The sequence below is a fragment of the Vreelandella xerophytica genome, from assembly GCF_968048975.1.
On the sequence record NZ_OZ309106.1, the window covers coordinates 377,354 to 395,257 of the forward strand.

17 protein-coding genes are annotated in these 17,904 nt (G+C 58.4%); 12 read left to right on the plus strand and 5 right to left on the minus strand.

Features of this window, described 5'->3' with window-relative positions; translation table 11 throughout:
* Window positions 1-191: 191 nt before the first annotated feature.
* From ACWF8S_RS01815 to hydA, 9 genes are all read left to right on the plus strand, one after another.
* Entirely contained in the window at window positions 192-857 is a 666-nt protein-coding gene (locus ACWF8S_RS01815; RefSeq protein WP_447555111.1) for a GntR family transcriptional regulator, read from the plus strand.
* Between the two features lie 259 nt (window positions 858-1,116).
* On the plus strand, window positions 1,117-2,088 hold the full coding sequence (locus ACWF8S_RS01820; RefSeq protein ID WP_447555112.1) for a TRAP transporter substrate-binding protein: 972 nt from the start codon (window positions 1,117-1,119) through the stop codon (window positions 2,086-2,088).
* Window positions 2,089-2,156: 68 nt separating this feature from the next.
* Window positions 2,157-2,663, plus strand: a complete 507-nt coding sequence (locus ACWF8S_RS01825) for a TRAP transporter small permease (protein ID WP_447555113.1) — start codon at window positions 2,157-2,159, stop codon at window positions 2,661-2,663.
* On the plus strand, window positions 2,660-3,940 hold the full coding sequence (locus ACWF8S_RS01830) for a TRAP transporter large permease (protein ID WP_447555114.1): 1,281 nt from the start codon (window positions 2,660-2,662) through the stop codon (window positions 3,938-3,940). Before ACWF8S_RS01825 ends, ACWF8S_RS01830 begins: the two co-directional genes overlap by 4 nt.
* A 19-nt stretch (window positions 3,941-3,959) precedes the next feature.
* Complete coding sequence (gene dapA / locus ACWF8S_RS01835) at window positions 3,960-4,838, plus strand: 4-hydroxy-tetrahydrodipicolinate synthase (protein WP_447555115.1); 879 nt, start codon at window positions 3,960-3,962, stop codon at window positions 4,836-4,838.
* Between the two features lie 9 nt (window positions 4,839-4,847).
* A complete protein-coding gene (locus ACWF8S_RS01840; protein WP_447555116.1) occupies window positions 4,848-7,817 on the plus strand; it encodes an FAD-dependent oxidoreductase in 2,970 nt (989 codons plus the stop codon).
* Window positions 7,814-8,695 (plus strand): DMT family transporter, encoded by an 882-nt coding sequence (locus ACWF8S_RS01845; protein ID WP_447555117.1) that lies wholly within the window; start codon window positions 7,814-7,816, stop codon window positions 8,693-8,695. Before ACWF8S_RS01840 ends, ACWF8S_RS01845 begins: the two co-directional genes overlap by 4 nt.
* 49 nt (window positions 8,696-8,744) lie before the next feature.
* Complete coding sequence (locus ACWF8S_RS01850) at window positions 8,745-9,152, plus strand: allophanate hydrolase-related protein (protein WP_447555118.1); 408 nt, start codon at window positions 8,745-8,747, stop codon at window positions 9,150-9,152.
* A 78-nt stretch (window positions 9,153-9,230) separates the two neighbouring features.
* Complete coding sequence (gene hydA, locus ACWF8S_RS01855) at window positions 9,231-10,661, plus strand: dihydropyrimidinase (RefSeq protein ID WP_447555119.1); 1,431 nt, start codon at window positions 9,231-9,233, stop codon at window positions 10,659-10,661.
* 264 nt (window positions 10,662-10,925) lie between these two features.
* On the opposite strand, the gene ACWF8S_RS01860 is transcribed toward hydA, so the two are convergent.
* Window positions 10,926-11,780 carry a PhzF family phenazine biosynthesis protein gene (locus tag ACWF8S_RS01860; protein ID WP_447555120.1) on the minus strand — a complete coding sequence of 285 codons (855 nt, stop codon included), beginning with the start codon at window positions 11,778-11,780 and terminating at the stop codon, window positions 10,926-10,928.
* Window positions 11,767-11,967: a DUF1127 domain-containing protein gene (locus ACWF8S_RS01865; protein WP_447555121.1), complete on the minus strand. Its 201-nt coding sequence runs from the start codon at window positions 11,965-11,967 to the stop codon at window positions 11,767-11,769. Before ACWF8S_RS01865 ends, ACWF8S_RS01860 begins: the two co-directional genes overlap by 14 nt.
* Before the next feature lie 161 nt (window positions 11,968-12,128).
* Here ACWF8S_RS01865 and ACWF8S_RS01870 point away from each other — a divergent pair, with 161 nt between their 5' ends.
* From ACWF8S_RS01870 to ACWF8S_RS01880, 3 genes are all read left to right on the plus strand, one after another.
* Window positions 12,129-13,565, plus strand: coding sequence for an aminotransferase-like domain-containing protein (locus ACWF8S_RS01870; RefSeq protein ID WP_447555122.1), 1,437 nt, complete (start codon window positions 12,129-12,131; stop codon window positions 13,563-13,565).
* A gap of 171 nt (window positions 13,566-13,736) precedes the next feature.
* Entirely contained in the window at window positions 13,737-14,261 is a 525-nt protein-coding gene (locus ACWF8S_RS01875) for a DUF1176 domain-containing protein (protein ID WP_447555123.1), read from the plus strand.
* Window positions 14,262-14,360: 99 nt separating this feature from the next.
* Complete coding sequence (locus ACWF8S_RS01880) at window positions 14,361-14,666, plus strand: putative quinol monooxygenase (protein WP_447555124.1); 306 nt, start codon at window positions 14,361-14,363, stop codon at window positions 14,664-14,666.
* A 1-nt stretch (window position 14,667) separates the two neighbouring features.
* Here ACWF8S_RS01880 and ACWF8S_RS01885 read toward each other — a convergent pair whose 3' ends face one another.
* From ACWF8S_RS01885 to pdxR, 3 genes are all read right to left on the minus strand, one after another.
* Window positions 14,668-15,360 carry a uracil-DNA glycosylase family protein gene (locus tag ACWF8S_RS01885; protein ID WP_447555125.1) on the minus strand — a complete coding sequence of 231 codons (693 nt, stop codon included), beginning with the start codon at window positions 15,358-15,360 and terminating at the stop codon, window positions 14,668-14,670.
* 28 nt (window positions 15,361-15,388) lie between these two features.
* Complete coding sequence (pcsA, locus tag ACWF8S_RS01890; RefSeq protein ID WP_447555126.1) at window positions 15,389-16,054, minus strand: phosphatidylcholine synthase; 666 nt, start codon at window positions 16,052-16,054, stop codon at window positions 15,389-15,391.
* A gap of 263 nt (window positions 16,055-16,317) precedes the next feature.
* Window positions 16,318-17,817, minus strand: a complete 1,500-nt coding sequence (gene pdxR / locus ACWF8S_RS01895) for a MocR-like pyridoxine biosynthesis transcription factor PdxR (protein WP_447555127.1) — start codon at window positions 17,815-17,817, stop codon at window positions 16,318-16,320.
* Between the last annotated feature and the right edge of the window lie 87 nt (window positions 17,818-17,904).

Genomic DNA, 17,904 nt, shown 5'->3' on the forward strand with positions numbered 1-17,904 from the left:
GATTGAGCTAGAAATGGCCAGTATCGAGATTTTTATAGCCTAAGTGTTTTATTTTAAAGGTGATCAGTTTTGATCTCTGCTATGAACAATAGTGGTTGATAAAACAAAATAGCCCTAGTGATCATTTGGGTAGGCTCGCTAGAATGGCCGACGAACCTGGACCAGGATTTTTTAAACAATGAGGGTGGCGTGTGTTTCTAGCATTGAAAGATAATGAAGTGAGCGAGCGAAGCGAGCAGGGTGGGCTATCCAGCGTTGCCTATGAATCCATTATGCGTATGATTCTCGCTCGCGAGCTTTCCGGTGGCGATATCGTTCAGGAAAGACGTCTAGCCGATGAGCTGGACATGTCGCGTACGCCCGTGCGTGAAGCCTTGCGACGTCTTGAGGCGGAAGGTTGGTTGGTACGATTGAATGCGCGCACTATTGGGGTCAAGAAGATTGCCATCAATGAATACGTGGCGGCGCTACAGGTGAGGGAGCTGCTTGAACCCGAAGCGGCGGCTTTAGCGGCAACTAAATCGCAAACGAAAATGATTGAGGAGTGGGCTGCAAAGCTAACTGCCATAAGGCAATCGAAGCAGACCGGCCTCCAGCAGCAGTGGGAGTTTGATCAAACGCTTCACATGGGTATCGCCCAGGCGACAGGAAATGAAGTACTGCTCAAGATTATTTCCGAACTCAGAAAAACAACGCAAATTTTCGAAAATCAGACGCTACCCGCGAAATCGTTTCCTGGTTACGATGCCCACCTTGCGATTATCGATGCCATCGTAGAAGGAGATGTCGAAAAGGCACGTAGGGCCATGCTTGATCATTTGCGTGAAACAAAAAGAAATATTTTCGAAGCTATCTAGTTATAATTAGCACATAAGGCACTGTTTTGGTGCTCGAAAGTATCGGTTTCGACGTTTCTTTTATACCTATCTACTCACATTGAAGAATCACAGCAGTAAATAAATAAAGTATTTGTAAGAATGCACAATGTTTGTGCAGACCATTTGAGTCCTCACCTTTTTGAAGCATGCTGCAGATAAAGTATCTTGCATTTTATACGTTGACAGCTGGTATACCACTGGTCTACAAATAGATAAACAACGTCTAAGAGAAATAACTATGAAAAAGTCTATAGCTGTTGGGATCACTATTTTTTCTGCGGTCTGCTCCACATTTTCCTGGGCCGACAATCTAGTATTGCGAGCAGGTCATTCCGCTAATTTGAGCGAGCCCTATCAAAAAGGGCTCGAAAAGTTTGCCGAAGTTGTCGAGCGTGAGACAAACGGGGAAGTTACCATCCAGATATTTCCTAATAATCAGTTGGGTAACGAACGAGAAATGATCGAAGGTGTGCTATTAGGCACTCTTGATATTACCGTTCCCACGAACGGCGTCTTGACTAACTTCGTACCTGAGCTATCGCTTTTCGATCTACCTTTTTTGTTCGAGGATCGTCAGCACATGTATCGCGTCCTGGAAGGCGAAGTGGGTGAGCGCCTGGCCGACTCCATGCAAGAAAATGGCTTCCAGCTTCTGGGTTTTTATGAGGCGGGTATTCGCCATATCGTGACCAAAGAGCCAGTCAATAGTATCGAAGACCTGGAACGTCAAAGCATTAGAACCATGCAGATTCCGGCACACGTCGCTGCCTTCAACGAGTTTGGCGCTAACGCGGCGCCACTTGCCTATAGCGAGCTTTATGCAGCGCTTGAGTCTGGCGTAGTGGATGGGGCCGAAGCCGCTTTTACCAACTACCAGGCACAGCGGTTTTATGAAGTGGCGCCGTATCTTGCCGAAGTAAGCTGGACCACGCTGGTCGCGGATCTAATCATGTCCGAGGAACGATTCTTAAGCCTGCCCGATAATGTACAGCAGGCATTGATAGTAGCCGGTAAAGAGTCCGCTGAGTACGAGCGCCAGGTTTATGCCGAGATGGATGCACGTATTCGCGAAGAGCTTCTAAGTGCCGGTGTCGAGTTTACCCAGCCCGATCTTGAACCCTTTCGTGAAAGAGCCCAAGTGGTTTATAGCGAATTCGTCGATACGGATCAGAAACAAGAGCTTTTGGACGCTATCGAACAACTACGCTAGCACGTTAGATAGTCAGGGCTATTTGTATCAATAGCCCTGCTTCTCTAGGGGGAGTTATGGCATCTATAATGCAAATAGCCGAGCGAGTGCTGCAATGCATCAGATTCTTGATTGCCGTATGTGTTGTTATTTTGTTTAGCTATATGGTGGTCGCAATACTGACGCTTGTGGCAGGTCGCTATGTGTTTGGATTTTCCGTGGCAGGTGCGGCAGAGACGGCTACTTTTTCTCAAATATGGGTTATCTTTCTAGCCGCCGGTATTGCCATGCGCGAAAAACTTCATATCGGTGTCGATATTCTTTATGAAGTGTTGCCCGATATTCTAAAACGAATTACCGCTCTGTTTATTCTACTGTTGGGTAGCTGGTTTTTATGGTTGGCCATTCTTGGAAGTCAGCGGCTGCTTCAAATTGGTCAGATGCAGACATCGTCAGCATTGGGTATTCCCATGTGGATACCTTATCTTTCCTTGCCGGTCGGGTTGGGGTATTTCTTTCTCGAGTTCAGTATCGCTTATTTAAAGAAGATTTTTGCTAAAGAAGTTACTAATAATAAAGAGGGAGCCACATTATGATAATAGTCATGGTGTTGTTCGTACTTCTTTTAATTGCCGGTGCACCCATTGTATTCACCATGGGTGTCTCTGCCAGTATTGTGCTGATGGGCGAGGGTATTCCTAGCAGTATTATTTCTCAGAGACTGTTTGCGGGCCTGGACAGTTTTACCATCATGGCCATTCCATTTTTTGTCTTGTCGGGGCTTTTGATGGAGCGCGGCGGTATTGCGCGACGCATGATCGATTTTGCAACTGCGCTGGTCGGCTGGATTCGAGGATCTCTACTGTTGGTATCGGTAGTTTCGGGCACAGGTCTTGCCGCCGTATCGGGCTCAGGTTCGGCCGACACGGCGGCCACCGCCTCCTTGATGCTGCCCGAGATGAGAAGACGCCGCTACGATATCGATTTCGCCGCTGGCCTGATGGCCGCGGCGGGCTCGCTGGGGCCCATCATTCCTCCCTCCATCATGATGATCGTACTGGCCTCAGTGGGTAACGTATCGGTAGGCGATATGTTCATCGCCGGTATCGTGCCGGGGTTTTTAATGGCGCTGGGTCTGCTGCTAGCAGGGTATTTCCATGCACGCCGCTATGGCGGTGTTTATAGCCAGGTACAGCCTTTCTCTTTAAAAGAACTGGGCGTGACCGCCTGGAAGGCCATTCCGGCTTTTTTGATGCCTATCATTATTATCGGAGGTATTGTCGGCGGCGTTTTTACCCCGACGGAAGCCGCCTCTGTAGCTGTTGCGACCGGGCTACTGGTCGGGCTTTTCATCTATAAAGAGCTCAAGCTTCGTGATTTACCACGTTTGATATTGCGAGCGGCGAGCATTTCGGCCTCTGTGATGATGATTATTGCTGTAGCCAACATCTTTTCGTGGCTGGTGGCAAGAGAGGGTGTGCCTCAACTGCTGGTAGGTTTTCTGCAGTCCTTGTCCGACAATCCTTGGGTTTTTTTGGCGCTACTTAATGTCGGGTTGATTTTTGTCGGCATGTTCATGGAAAGCATTGCGGCCATATTGATTTTAGTGCCGGTTTTGATGCCTGTAGCGCAAAGCTATGGCATCGACCCATTGCATCTGGGTGTGGTGATTATTATCAATCTTTCCATCGGCATGATCACACCGCCCTACGGTATTACGTTGTTTGTCGCCAGTAGTATCGCCCAGCGGCCCATTATGCGTGTGGCAGCCAAAATCATTTTGCCTTTGGGTTTCATGCTAGCCGTACTTGTGCTGGCTACTTACGTGCCTTATGTCGTCACCGCTTTACCTGAGTATTTTAAAACCCGTTAACGTTGAGTCGGAGAGTTAAATGTCCCAGTTTGCTGGTACTTATAGTGTACTTATTACGCCTTTCGATAAAGATCTAAACGTTGACGTAGAGAGACTGCGCACGTTTGTTGACTGGCAAATCGAACAGGGTATTCACGGTTTGATTCCACTGGGCAGTACTGGGGAGTTCCTTTCAATGACTGACGATGAACGTCGTTTAGTCGCCAAGACCGTAATCGATCAAGCCGCTGGGCGCGTGCCCGTGCTGGTGGGTACCGGTGCGGAAAACACCAACGATGTTATTCGTTACAGCAAGGAAGCCGAACAGCTGGGTGCGGACGGTTTGATGATCATTCCCCCTTACTATAGTTGCCCTACTGAAGACGAGCTGTTCCACCACTACAAGCAGGTATCCGACGCCGTCTCGCTGCCGATCATGATCTACAACAACCCCAATGCGGCCAACGTGGACATGATGCCAGAGACCGTGGCAAGGCTTGCCGAGATCGAGCACGTGGCCTACATCAAGGAGTCGACCCTGGAGATCACGCGCGTGCGCGATATCCTGAGGCTCTGCGGTGACAAGATCGGCGTGTTTGGCGGGGTGCTGGGGTTCGAATCCTACGTGGAAGGCGCGATCGGCTGGGTGGCGGTCGGCTCCAACGTCATGCCCAGAGAGTTTGCCGATCTCTACACCGCTGCGGTGGTGGAAAAGGATCTGGATCGCGCCCGGGAGGTGTATCACCGCATTCTGCCCGTCATCGATTTTGTGTTCGGCCATCGCTACGTGTCCGGCACCAAGGCACTGCTTGAATCGATGGGCAAGAGCGTCGGGCATCCGCGTCCCCCGCGTCTTCCCTCGCCCCCTGAAGACAAGGCGTGGGCCGATGACATCGTTGGCAAGCTTTCGCTGAAGTAGGAGGCCTTGATGGACGCGCTGGGAAGCAAGATCTCTAGAAACGCTGAAGAGATAGCCTTCACTTTCGAAGGCGAGCAGGTCCGCGCTGTTGAAGGCCAGAGCTTGGGGGCCGCCCTTGTAGGGGCGGGCCATCTGTCCCAGCGCGAAGGTCGGCTGGTCGGAAATCATGGCCATTATTGCGGTATGGGGGCGTGTTTCGAGTGCCTGGTCAGCGTCGACGGCCACGCCGGCGTGCGCGCCTGCATGACGCCGGCGCGGCAGGGGCAGGCGGTCAAGCGCCACCCCTACAAGACGCCGTTCGATATCCAGGCGCAACGTCAGGGCGCGGCGGCTGCGTCGCTTGAGGTGGTGACGACCGATGTGCTAGTCATCGGCGCAGGGCCTGCCGGTCTGCAGGCCGCGCTTTCGGCGCGCGAAGCAGGGGCGGACGTGCTCTTGATCGATGAGCGTGCAAGCCTTGGCGGCCAGTATTTCAAGCAGCTTTCGTCGGCGTATTCGACCCGCGACGGCAACGCGCCGGATAAACAGATGCAGGTGGGCAGGGCGCTGATCGAGAAGCTCGAAAAGGCGAATGTTCAGCAGTGGCGTAATACGCTGGTCTGGGGGGCGTTTCGCGAGCGTTCCGACCAGATACAGGTCGGCGTCGAGCAAGACGGCCGGGCACTGCTCGTCGAGCCCCGGGCTATCGTCATTGCCACCGGTGCCACCGAGCGGCCTTACCCTATACCCGGCTGGACGCTCCCGGGCGTGATGACCACCGGCGGGCTGCAAACCCTGCTGCGCTCCTACCGCACGGCACCGCCCGGGCCGATTCTGGTGGCGGGCAACGGGCCGCTCAACCTGCAGGTCGCGGCGGAGCTTGTTGCGGCGGGCGTTCCGGTGGCGGGGGTCGTTGAAAGTGCAAGGCTTGCCACGTTGAGCGCGTTGACACAGGCCGGGCAGGCGACCCGCCATGCGCCGTCCTTGATCGGCGCCGGGCTTGGTTACCTGGTTACCCTCAAGCGTGCCCGCGTACCCATTTTCGACGGCTACGCGATTGCGGCGATCGAGGGTGAAAGCGCCGTCGAGCGCGTGGTGCTGGCGCCGGTGACCCCCGAAGGCGAACTGGGGCAGCCGACGCGAGCGCTTGACGTCAAGGCCGTAGGGCTTGGCTATGGTTTTCAGCCGCAGGCCGAAATCAGCCGTCTGCTGGGCGTCGAGCATCACTATGCGCCTGCCACGGCGTCGGCCCTCAAGATGCTGTCGGCCGAGCGCGCGGCGGACGGCAGCTGCAACGTCGAGGGCGTTTTCGTTGCCGGTGAGGCCGGCGGATTCGGCGGTGCCCAGCTGGCCCTGGCCCAGGGGGCGCTTTCGGGCATCGCCGCCGCCCGGCACTGCGGGTATCACACGAATGTGCTCACCTCGCCCTGGCAGGCCCGGCAGCGAAAGCATCGGCAGTTTCAAGCGGCGCTGTGGGGCGCCTTCGCATCACCGCTCAAGCCGCTGGCGGGGGTGACCGACGATACGATCGTCTGCCGCTGCGAAGGCATTACCGCCAGGGAAGTTCTGAGCGGTCGTGATGCGTGCAGCGACGTGGCGTCGATCAAGCGTCAGACCCGCGCGGGCATGGGGCGCTGCCAGGGGCGTTACTGCGCCTCGACGGTCAGCATGCTGATCGCCACCGATAACACGCCAGGCAGCCAGTTTGATCTGCCGGCACCGCAGAATCCAATCAAACCGGTGGCCATCAAGGGCCTTGCCATCGAAAAGGGCGAGTGGGCCGGCCACCGCCGCGTGACGCCGCCAGCCATGCCGGCTCGCCATCGACCTGCCGCTTCGCAAGCCCCGATCGAGGTCGACGTGCTGGTGATCGGTGCCGGCGTTGCCGGAAGCTCCACCGCCATGGAACTGGCAAAGCAAGGCGTGGAGGTAGCGGTACTCGATCGCGGCCTGCCCAACGGCCAAGCGTCCGGCGCCAATGCGGGCAGTTTGCACGTCCAGCTGCTGTCGTTCGATTTTGGCGCGAAAGCTGAAAGGGGGGGCGGCCCCGCTGCCAGCACGTTGCCGCTTCAGAAAGCCAGCGCCTCGCTCTGGGAGACGCTGGCCGGTGAGCTCGATGGCGATATCGAGTTCAAGCGCAACGGCGGCATCATGGTGGCTGAAAGCGATGCGCAGATGCGTTTTCTTGAAAGCAAAGCAGCGCTGGAGCGTTCGCTGGGAATCGACACGCAGATGATCGATCGAGGCGACATCGAGCGTAAGCTGCCCGCGATTTCGGACGCCGTGGTCGGCGGGGCGTGGTGCAGCGAGGAGGGGAAAATCAACCCGCTGCTTGCCACTCCCGCTCTGGTTCGGGCAGCCAGGCAGGCCGGTGCGCGCTTTTTTACCGGTGATGCGGTTCACAAGGTGGAACACGCCAGCGGCAGGTGGATGATCACCACCGAAAGCGGCTGTCGCTATCGAGCGAACAAGGTGGTGAACGCCGCCGGCGCCTGGGCCGGCGAGATCGGCAGGCTTGCCGGGGTGCCCGTACCCGTTCACGCGGCACCGCTGCAGATGATCGTCACCGAAGCCGCCGAGCCCATCGTGGATGTACTGCTTGCCCACGCCGATCGTCACCTGACGCTGAAACAAGCGGCCAACGGCAACGTGATCATCGGCGGTGGCTGGCCGGCGGGGTTGAGTATTCCCTTTGGTTACCAGCGCCCGCTGCGGGAAAGCATCGAGGGCAACCTGTGGGTGGCCCAGCACGTGCTGCCGGCGTTGAATCAGCTGCGCGTGCTGCGCACCTGGGCGGCGATCAACATCAACATCGATGGCGCACCCATACTGGGTGAGGCGCCGCACCGTCCGGGCTTTTACAACGCCGTCACGTCCAACGGTTTCACGCTGGGGCCGTTGGTGGGCCGGATCACCGCGGACGTGATTATCCGCGGCAAGAGCGACTGGGACCTGGCGCCTTTTTCGCTTGACCGCTTTGAAGGGCAGCCGGTCACGTGAGCGGGTTGACCATGCCGGCGCAGCGCCCGCTTCGCGGCATTGCCTGCATGCTTGCCGCTGCGGCGCTTTTCGTGGGCATGGATTCTCTGGCCAAGTACCTGGGCGATGACTACTCGCCGGTGCAGCTGGCGTGGTCTCGCTACAGCGTGCACTTGATCGTGTTGGTCGGACTGCTGGCGCTGATGGGGCGGCTCACGCGGGCCGAGCTCGAAAGCCGCGCCCCCTGGGGGCAGTTTGGCCGGGGGTTGCTGTTGCTGGGTGCCACGCTGTTTGCGTACCTGTCGGTGCGGGTCCTGCCGCTTACACAGGTCTACGTGGTCAACTTCAGCTCGCCGCTGATCGTCACGCTACTGGCCATGCCCCTGTTGAAAGAGAGGGTCGGCGCCAAGCGCCTGCTGGTCGCCGTGTGTGGGTTTTCAGGCGTATTGATTGCCGTGCAGCCCGACGTGGGAGACTTGAGTGCCCACCTTCTGTTGCCGATGGGCATGGCAATCTGCTTTGCGCTCTATCAACTGGCGACGCGCTACTTTGCCGCTCAGGATTCCTCGCTGACGTCGCTTTTGTATACCGCCGCCGCCGGCGGGGTGGTGAGTACGTTGGCGGTTCCCTTTTTCTGGGTGCCGGTGCAGCGCGAGGACATTGCCCTGTTCGTGCTGATCGGGGTGCTGGGCGCGCTCAGCCACTTCGCGCTGATTGAGGCCATGCGCTCGGCTTCGGCGTCGCTGGTCTCCCCCTTCTTATATTCACAGCTTATCTGGGCCACGCTCGTCGGCTACTGGTTCTTCGGCGACGTCCCGACCAGCGCCACCTTCGTGGGCGCGGGCCTGGTGGCGCTGGCAGGCGGTTATCTGATCATCAGCGAGCGTCACCGACGGTAGACGCCAACAGTCAACATCGACATCAAGCAATCACTAGTGAGGAAGGTTCATGAGCGATCAATCGAAAACGGTACTGATGTTTGTCAACGGTCAGGCCATGTCCGGTGGAAGCATCAATTTCGCCCTGCAGGATGCGAAGTTCCTGGGTGCTGTCAATACCGCCGCCAAGTACCGCTTCTACTCCGTGCGCGATGAGTTCCCCGGCTTGTGGTCTATCGAGCAGGGCGGGCAATCCATTCCCGGCGAACTTTATGAAGTCAGCTACGCGCAGCTTCGCGAATCGCTGTTGCCCAACGAGCCTTGCGAACTGGAGCTTGGAGTGATCGAACTTGAAGATGGCAGTGGTTCCTTGAGCATGAAAATGCGCGCAGAGGAGATCGACGCCGCCGGCGTTGTGGATATTACCGAGCAGGGCGGCTGGCTCAAGTACCTGGCCACTCGCAATGCGTCGTCGTAAAGCGTGTGACAGCCCCTCAAGACAGGCTTGCTGCGTCTCTTAAATTCAACGAATTACCATAAAGGCGAAGGCATCTTCATGACCGGATTCGATCTGATCATTCGTAACGGCACCGTGGTTACCGCAAGCGATACCATGCAGTGCGATGTGGGTATCCGAAACGGCAAGGTGGTGGCACTGGCCGACAGATTGGGCGCGACCGAGCGCGAGATCGACGCGACCGGTCTGCTGGTCATGCCTGGCGGGATCGATAGCCACGTGCATCTGGCACAGCCGACAAGCGATGGTAGTATTATGGCCGATGACTTCGAGTCAGGAACACGGTCGGCAGCTTGCGGCGGGAATACGACTGTGATTCCTTTCTCGCTCCAGGAGCGAGGCAAATCGCTTCTCGCCTCGGTTGAGGAGCATCATCAGCGGGCAGCAGGCAAGTGTTACATCGACTACGCCCTGCACGCCATTATTACCGACCCGACACCTCAGGCACTCGAAGAGGAGCTACCCCAAGTGGTTCAGGATGGGGTCACTTCGGTCAAGATATTTATGACCTACCAGGATATGGCTTTGAGCGACGGCGAAATCTTCAATGTGATGGAGGCGACCCGTCGCGAAAATGCCCTGACCATGGTGCACGCGGAAAATTTTGACGCGATACAGCAGATGACCGAGCGCTTGGAAAAAGCAGGCCAGACCGGGCCGCGTGGTCATGCCGAGTCGCGCCCGATCGTAGTCGAGCGCGAAGCGACTCACCGTGCGATCAGTTTCGCGGAACTGGTGGATGTACCGCTATTTGTCGTACACGTCTCCGGTGGCGACGTCATCGAGCAGATCGAGTGGGCCAAGCGGCGTGGCCTGCCTATTTATGCAGAAACGTGCCCGCAGTATCTAACACTGACCGCAGACGATCTGGACAACGTCAATATGGAGGGCAGCAAGTATGTATGCAGTCCGCCGCCGCGCGACGAAGCCAATCAGAAAGCCTGCTGGGATGCGCTGGCCAGAGACGTTTTCTCGACCTTTTCATCTGATCACTGCCCGTTTATCTACGAAAGCGAGACGGGTAAGAAAAAAGTGGGCGCCGATACCAGCTTCAAATATGTGCCCAACGGCATTCCCGGCGTCGAGACGCGTCTGCCGATTCTGTTCAGCAAAGGCGTATCGGAAGGGCGTATCAGCCTGAACCAGTTCGTTGCGCTATCGGCCACGAACCATGCCAAGGTTTATGGCATGTATCCGCGAAAAGGTACCATCGGCATTGGCTCCGACGCTGACATCGCTATTTGGGATCCTCAAAAACGCGTAACGCTATCGCAGTCAATGCTCAACCATAACTGTGACTACACGCCTTACGAGGGAATGGAGTTGACCGGCTATCCTGTAACGGTGATTTCCAACGGTAAGGTCGTGGCCGAAAACGGTCGTCCGGTGGGTAGCGTAGGCCACGGCAAGTTTATTGCTCGAGGGACATCGAGCCTTATACCCCAGAAGAGCTCCGGCGTTTTTAAATAACGATATTAAAATTTGCTGCATAATGGCTTACAGTTAAAGAAACCCATCTTTGTAAGGTGGGTTTTTTGCTTGCAGGACTTTAATAACAAAAACATCAAAAAGGCGCTAATGTAAAGGACCAGCTCGTTTTAAACGCTGAAACGCTAAAGATTTTAAACAGACATTGTCAGATCTATTTCCTGTTCAACATTAGGCTTTCTCAAACGCTCATCCTGCTCGTTTTATTAATATGGACGTATAGTCAGCAATAGGTGAGGATGTGATTTAGCTCACGTAAAGCTGTCCTTTCCCCACCAGCACCGCTTGGCCGCCAACTTCTACCAACTCACCCTTCATCCGGGTCTCGATCACGCTGGGCCGGCCCATCTCGGCGCCTTGATGAATCATCCAGCGGCGCGTATCGCTCTGGGTGGCCAGGTAGCCACTCAGCGCCGCCGCCGCGCTGCCCGTCGCCGGGTCTTCACACAGGCCATGCTCCCTGGAGAACATTCGGCTGCGCACGCTCGTTTTTTCGCCGTCCGAGGCTTTTACAACGTACAGATACACCTGCTCGTCGCCGCTGGGGGCCACATGTTTGGCCCACTCGCTGGAGGCGATCTGTATGTTCTGCAAAGCCGTCAGGTCGCTCAGCTCGATCAGGTGGAACGCGAGCCCGCAGGAAGCGACGATGGGTGAGCCATTGATCTGGTGGCTCTCGAGGCCGAGCAGCGCCGCAGCGCTGGAAGGGCTCAGGGTACTCGGGGCAAGACGAACCGACCGGGCGGTGGTGAAGGTGGCTTTTTCGCCAAAAAAGCGCACGGGCAGCTCGCCCACCGGCGGCTCGAGCACCAGCGGTTGATGGCGCTCGATCAGGCCAAGTTCGGCCAGCAGCTGTGCGGTGCCCACCGTGGGGTGGCCGGCAAAGTCGAGTTCCTGGGTTGGCGTGAAGATGCGCATCGGGTAGTGATTGGCCGAGCTGGCGCCACCCAGGAACACCGTTTCCGCCAGGTTGAGCTCGCGGGCCATGGCCTGCATGGTGGCGGTTTCAAGCCCGTCGGCATTCAGAAAAACCGCCAGTTGATTACCGGTGAAGGGCTGCTCGGTAAACACGTCGAGCAGGTGGAAGTCAGCGCTTCTCATAGAGTTTTCCTTGGGAAAATGAGTCTTTCCAGCACGGTGTACGCGCCTCTCGGGTTACCTGGGCGCGACTCATGCCAATATCACGCAGCAGTCGGTCATCGAGGGTCAGGAGTTGGCGGCGGCTACGGCGTCGCTCGCTGTAGCGGCGCAGTACAAGGCGAAGGCGGGTCAGGCTTGAACGAGGCATGATGAGTCTCCTGAAGGGGTATCCCTAGGTTACTCAGCGACCGATTCATGATACAGATATAGGTTCTGGTTATTTAAGGATACAGAAGGGGCGTTTCAAGAGGCTGTATGCCGCTTTTCTTGCCATCTGTATGGTTGGAACTTTGATCTGGAGAGGTTGATATGACCCGTTACGAGGAAGTGGCCGGCCTGCTGCGCCAGCGTATCGAGCACGGCATCTATCGCGTGGGTGATCGCCTGCCCTCCATTCGCGCCGTCTGTCAGGAGATGGAGGTCAGCATCTCCACCGTCCAGGAGGCGTATCGCCAATTGATGGACGCGGCGCTGATCGAATCGCGCCCCAGGTCGGGCTATTTCGTCTTGCCCAGCCGAGCGCCCTCGGTCTTGCCCTCGGTGTCGCGTCCGGCCCAGCGTCCGCTGGATGTTTCCCAGTGGGAACAGGTGCTGGAACTCGTGGCCACCCAGCGTGACGACCACCGGCTCTTGCTGGGTCGCGGCGTGCCCAACCTGGAGTATGCGTCGCTGCGCCCGCTTTCCAGGATCTTGTCGAGTCTGCACCATGGCGTCGAGCTCAACGGCTTCAACTATGACAAGCTGATCGGCAACGCCGAGCTTCGCCAGCAGGTGGCCAAGCTTGCCGTGGCCTCCGGCTGCTTGCTGCACCCCGATGACATCCTGATCACCACCGGCTGCCAGGAGGCGCTGTCCATCGCGCTGCGTACCCTTACCCAGCCCGGCGATGTGGTGGCGGTGGACTCGCCAAGCTTCTATGGCACCATGCAGATTCTCAAAGCCAGCGGTTTGAAGGCGCTGGAGATTCCCACCGACCCGCAGACCGGCATCAGCCTGGAAGCGCTCGAGCTTGCGCTGGAGCAGTGGCCGATCCGCGCCATTCAGATCACGCCGACCTTCAACAACCCGCTGGGCTACACCATGCCCGCCGCACGCAAGCGGGCCCTGTTTCAACTCGCCCAGCGCTTTGATGTGGCCATCATCGAAGACGATATCTACGGCGATCTTTCGTTTGCCCAACCGCGCCCGCCCACCGTGAAATCCTTCGATGACGATGGCCGGGTGCTGCTGTGCAGCGGGTTTTCCAAAACCGTGGGGCCGGGGCTTCGGGTCGGGTGGATGGCGCCGGGGCGCTACCGCGACCAGGCGCTGCACATGAAATACGTCTCCACCGGCGCCTCGGCCACCTTGGCGCAGCTGGCGGTGGCGGCGTTCGTTGCCAAGGGCCACTACGAGCGTCATCTGCGCTTTGCCATTCGCCAGTATCAGCGTCAGCGCGACGTGATGATCGATTGGGTGCAGCGCTATTTCCCGAAAGGCACGGGCATCAGCTACCCGCAAGGAGGCTTTCTGCTGTGGGTAGAGCTGCCCGCTGCGGTGGATTGCGTGCGTCTCAACGAGCGTCTGGCCCAGCACGGTGTTCACGTCGCCCCGGGGTCGCTGTTTTCCGCCTCGGGCAAGTTTCGTCAGTGCCTGCGCCTCAACTACGCCTTTACCCTGACATCCAGAATCGAGGCGGCCGTGCGCACGGTGGGGGCGCTGGCCACCGAGATGGTGGCAAAGGCCCGGGAGCATGCGCATGGGTAACGTCCTGCCGACACATGCCCTACGCACCAGAAATGAGCAATGACGGTGCAAGATGCGGGTTGAGGATGGCGGTCCGTTCGAAATCGGTTTATGAAGTAGGGGCGCTTGAGCGCATATTTTCTAGTGGCGGCGCGTTCAGAGCGCACCGCGAACGACACAAGGGAGATGGTCATGGTCTTACGCACACTCGGATGGTTCGCTGTGGCGACGTTGAGCCTCTCGGCAGGCATCGCCAGTGCCCAGCCGGAGGACACTCGACCCCAGGTGCCGGATGACGTGACGGCACAGATAAGCGATACCTGCGCCCCGGTCGAAGCAGCGCGCGGGCTTGCCCCGCAGCACTATGCGATCGACGATGAAACGGGCGGTGATCTATGGCTGGTGCCATGTAACGTCGGCGCCTACCAGACGTCTTTCGAGGCGATCTATCAGGCCAGCGAATCCGCCCCGCGCAAACTGCTCTTCGCTCAGTGGCGAAATGCCAGCTGGACCGGCACTGATCTTCTCTTCGATCCCACGTTCGACCCCGATACCGGTTTGCTTGACGATCAGTACAAGGACCGGGGGGCTGGCGGCTGTGGTGGCATGCGCACCTGGCAGTGGGAAAACGGCCACTTCCGGCTGATGACGTATCGCGCCGCAGAGACGTGTGATGACGATGCCAGCGAGTTCCCGGTCATCTTCGAGGCCGAGTAACATCGTTTTCCATTTCTGCAAAACGGCTTTGAAATGTTCGGTCTACTGGCGGGCATAGCATCTTGATACGCTGCTTTCTCCACAGAACAGGAGAAAGACATGGCCGCTTATTATCTATGCGCGCGTATTCGGGCAACCGACCCGAGGCGCCTTGACGAGACCCGAGAACGACTCATGCACCTGCAGGGGATGACGCAACACGAGCCCGGGTGCCATCAGTTTCAGGTGCTGGAAGACAGCGCTCGGGCGGGGGATTTCCTGCTCTGGGAGTGCTGGGAAGGCAAGGCGGGGCTCGAGGCCCATTATGACGCGGCGCATACCCGGACGCTGCTCGAGCACAAGCTTACCGAGATCGTCGAGATAACCGAGCTGGCGCCGCCTGCCTCAAGCGTGACCAAGACGTAAGTTACAGTGTCAGGTTGTCTTCACGCACATCCAGCTGTTCAAGGCGCTGCTTCAAGAGCCCGGGGAAGCGGGCGTACCAGGTCTGGTTGAGCGGGGAGGGGTGGGGCAGCGGGTGAAGCGTGAAGGTGCGTGCCTTGCCGTGCTCGTCTTCGAGGGTGACCTCGATGCTTTGCTCGAAACGCTCCTCGCTTTTCCAGAATGCTTCCAGCCGGTCGCGCTCCTCTTTCGGGCGGCCGATGCCGAACCACAGAAAAGCCTCGCGGCCCAGGGTGATCAGGTGCTGGCCCTGCCAGCGCGAGACCAGCACCTCGTTCATCAGGCCGTGAAAATGGCGTTTTACCTTCATGGACCAGGCCTTGTTGCCTACGGGCTTGTAGGGCACGGTGTTGATCCAGAAAAAATGCTCGCCCACGGCACGGGAAGCCTCGAAATCCGGCATCGGCTTGCCGTAGAGCTGCTCGTAAAGTGCCTTTCTGACCAGTTGCCCGCCGGCGCCGATAAAGGGCTCGCCATGGCGTACTTCGTCGCGCCCCGGGTCGCGCCCGAAAAAGCCCAGGCGCAGGTTCGACTTGCCAAGGCCGATGATCGGCTCGAGCGGGTCGCGCTCGAAGCGCTCGTAGACGTCGACATCGATTCCTTCGATTTCGGCGGCAAGCGCCTTGAAGCGCTGTTGCTGATGTTGCGTCAAAGACATCCGTGATCCTCTTGCCAACGGCTTCGGGTTACTCGAGCCACTCCTGGGCGGTGCGCCAGACACACATGCCTGCGAAATAGACCGACGCCGCGCCCCATCCCCAGAGCGCCCAATCGGCGTGCTGGGGGCTTGTGAGCACCAGCGACGTCGCGCAGGCGCACCACACCAGGGTAACGGCAATGTTGAGCGGCATGAACTTGCGTACCCGAAAGGGGTGTAGAAACTTCATGCGTGTGACGGTCAATGCCGCCAGACCAATGATCGCCGCGAGCGTCACGAAAGGCGCTAGATCAAGGATATAAAACGTGGCGCCGGCGATGTTCCAGGCGGCGGGAAAACCGACGAAGTAGTTGTCCTGGCTCTTCATGTTCACGTTGCAAAAGCAAAAAATGGAGGAGAGCAGGATGATGAACATCGCGAGCAGGTGCGTGCCCGCAGGCAGCTCGATAAAGTAGTAGATGAAAAGCGCAGGGATGAATGCCCAGGTCAGGTAATCGATCACCATGTCCAGCGTCGAGCCATCGAAATGGGGCAGGATGGTCTTGACTTCATACTTGCGTGCCAACGTGCCGTCGAAACCGTCGACCAGCATGGCCGCGCCCAACCATAAAAGACAGGCCACCGGGTTGTCATCGATCAAGGCAAGCAGCGCCATGGTGCCCAGTAGCACGCCGCTGGCTGTTAACGCATGCACGCTCCATGCCTTGTATCTTGATGCGTGCGAGGGTGAGTGCGAAGAGAGCGGTTGGGCCACATTAACCTCATGGGGAACGCCGTGTTCCCTTACTGTTTGGTGTATGGATAAGCGTTTAAAGCGCTACCCTACTACAAGACGCTACGTCGAGAATACGTGACCATGCCGTGTTCTTGGCGCGGCGCGGCCGGACAAAGCGCTCGATGGCTTTAATGAAGATAGCTGAAATGCCGGCAAGGCGGGGATTGGATGCACTTGCCGTGTCAGCTGCCGGCACTTTTTCGCCGTCTGCCCGTAACCTCGAGCCACGCCTGGCCAAGCCAGCGGCCCGCGCGTAGCAGTTCCTCTTCGGTGGCGCCGGCATAGCCCAATACGAGCCCGGCCCGCTGCGGGCGCCCCAGATAATAACGAGACAGCGGCGAAAGGGTCACTTGGGCCTCAAAGGCCATATCTACAAGCATCGCTTCTTCATCCAGGCTTTCAAGCTCGGCGACCAGATGCATGCCGGCATGGCCGGAAGAGAGCTTCAAACCTGCCTCGAGCGCCGGTTCGAGCGCCCGGCGCAGGCAGGCCTGGCGCTGGCGGTAGCAGATACGCATCCGGGCGATATGCCGAGAGAAGTCCCCCTTGGCGATAAATTCGGCAAGAGCGGCCTGTACAGGGTAGTGGCCCTCCCGGTGAAGCCGGGCGTGGGCCAGGCGGAAAGTGGTGGCCATGGCGTCCGGCAGCACGATATAGCCAAGGCGAAGGCCAGGATAGAGCACCTTGCTGAAGGTGCCGATATAGAGCACCCGGGTCTGCTCGGACAAGCCCTGAAGCGACGGGGCCGGGGGGATATCGTAGCGAAATTCGCTATCGTAGTCGTCTTCGATCACCCAGGCGCCGTGGGTGGCGGCCTGCTCCAGAAGCGCCAGACGGCGCGTTATCGGCATGGTCACCCCGCTTGGGTACTGGTGCGAGGGGGTGACATAGATAAGCGTGGGCGAGGGTGAACCGGCCGGGCCGAGCGCCGGGTTCAAGCCTTCGGCATCCACCGGTACCGGCACGACATCAAGCCCGGCGGTGAGAAACGCGGTCTGCGCGCCCCCGTAGCCGGGCTCTTCCATCCAGACGCTGTCGCCCCGATCGGTCAAGAGCTGGGTAACCAGCTCGAACGCCTGCTGCGCGCCCTGAGTGATCACGATCTGCTCGGGTCGACAGCGTACCGCCCGGGAAAGTGTCAGGTAATCGCACAGCGCCTCTCTTAGCGCGGGCAGGCCGCCCTGGGTCTGATAGGAGAGCCACTGGCTATCCGTCTGGCGGTAGTGGCGGCGCAAAAGGCGTTGCCACTGGGTGTGAGGAAACAGATCAAGCCCCGGCACGCCGGGCGCGAAGGCCTGGTAACGCTCGCTGAGCGTGCCACAACGCTCCAGCAGCGCCTGGCCCCGAACGGAGTAGCGAGGCGCCGCCGGCGCCGGGGGCGCTTGGGGAGTGGCGAAGGCGGGCAGGTCGGCCACGAAGAGCCCTGCGCCTTTTCTGGCCACCACCAGGCCCTCGGCTATCAGCCGCTCCATGGCGGCGAGGACCGTATTGCGGCCCAGACAAAGGCCACCCGCCAAGCGCCTTGACGAGGGCAGCTGGCTGCCGGCAGCCAGCTCGCCGCGCTGAATCCAGCCGCGAAGCGTCGTATAAAGCTGCTGGGTCAGCGGTGTCGTGGCTTGGGGGGTCACGCGTAGCGCCAGGGCATCGATGATCCATTCGGTCGGCGCGGCGCGTTGATTCACTGGTTCTCTCGCTATTTCAAGAAGTGGCTCTTACGTGGGAGCCACTATAGCGCGAGACTGAGGCCTTCAAAAGCCGCTGGTTCACAG

Coding starts and splice junctions, on each gene's coding strand:
- ACWF8S_RS01820 (WP_447555112.1), top strand. CDS start 1,117: ATGAAAAAGTCTATAGCTGTTGGGATCACTATTTTTTCTGCGGTCTGC.
- ACWF8S_RS01825 (WP_447555113.1), top strand. CDS start 2,157: ATGCAAATAGCCGAGCGAGTGCTGCAATGCATCAGATTCTTGATTGCC.
- ACWF8S_RS01830 (WP_447555114.1), top strand. CDS start 2,660: ATGATAATAGTCATGGTGTTGTTCGTACTTCTTTTAATTGCCGGTGCA.
- dapA (WP_447555115.1), top strand. CDS start 3,960: ATGTCCCAGTTTGCTGGTACTTATAGTGTACTTATTACGCCTTTCGAT.
- ACWF8S_RS01840 (WP_447555116.1), top strand. CDS start 4,848: ATGGACGCGCTGGGAAGCAAGATCTCTAGAAACGCTGAAGAGATAGCC.
- ACWF8S_RS01850 (WP_447555118.1), top strand. CDS start 8,745: ATGAGCGATCAATCGAAAACGGTACTGATGTTTGTCAACGGTCAGGCC.
- hydA (WP_447555119.1), top strand. CDS start 9,231: ATGACCGGATTCGATCTGATCATTCGTAACGGCACCGTGGTTACCGCA.
- ACWF8S_RS01860 (WP_447555120.1), bottom strand. CDS start 11,780: ATGAGAAGCGCTGACTTCCACCTGCTCGACGTGTTTACCGAGCAGCCC.
- ACWF8S_RS01865 (WP_447555121.1), bottom strand. CDS start 11,967: ATGCCTCGTTCAAGCCTGACCCGCCTTCGCCTTGTACTGCGCCGCTAC.
- ACWF8S_RS01870 (WP_447555122.1), top strand. CDS start 12,129: ATGACCCGTTACGAGGAAGTGGCCGGCCTGCTGCGCCAGCGTATCGAG.
- ACWF8S_RS01875 (WP_447555123.1), top strand. CDS start 13,737: ATGGTCTTACGCACACTCGGATGGTTCGCTGTGGCGACGTTGAGCCTC.
- ACWF8S_RS01880 (WP_447555124.1), top strand. CDS start 14,361: ATGGCCGCTTATTATCTATGCGCGCGTATTCGGGCAACCGACCCGAGG.
- ACWF8S_RS01885 (WP_447555125.1), bottom strand. CDS start 15,360: ATGTCTTTGACGCAACATCAGCAACAGCGCTTCAAGGCGCTTGCCGCC.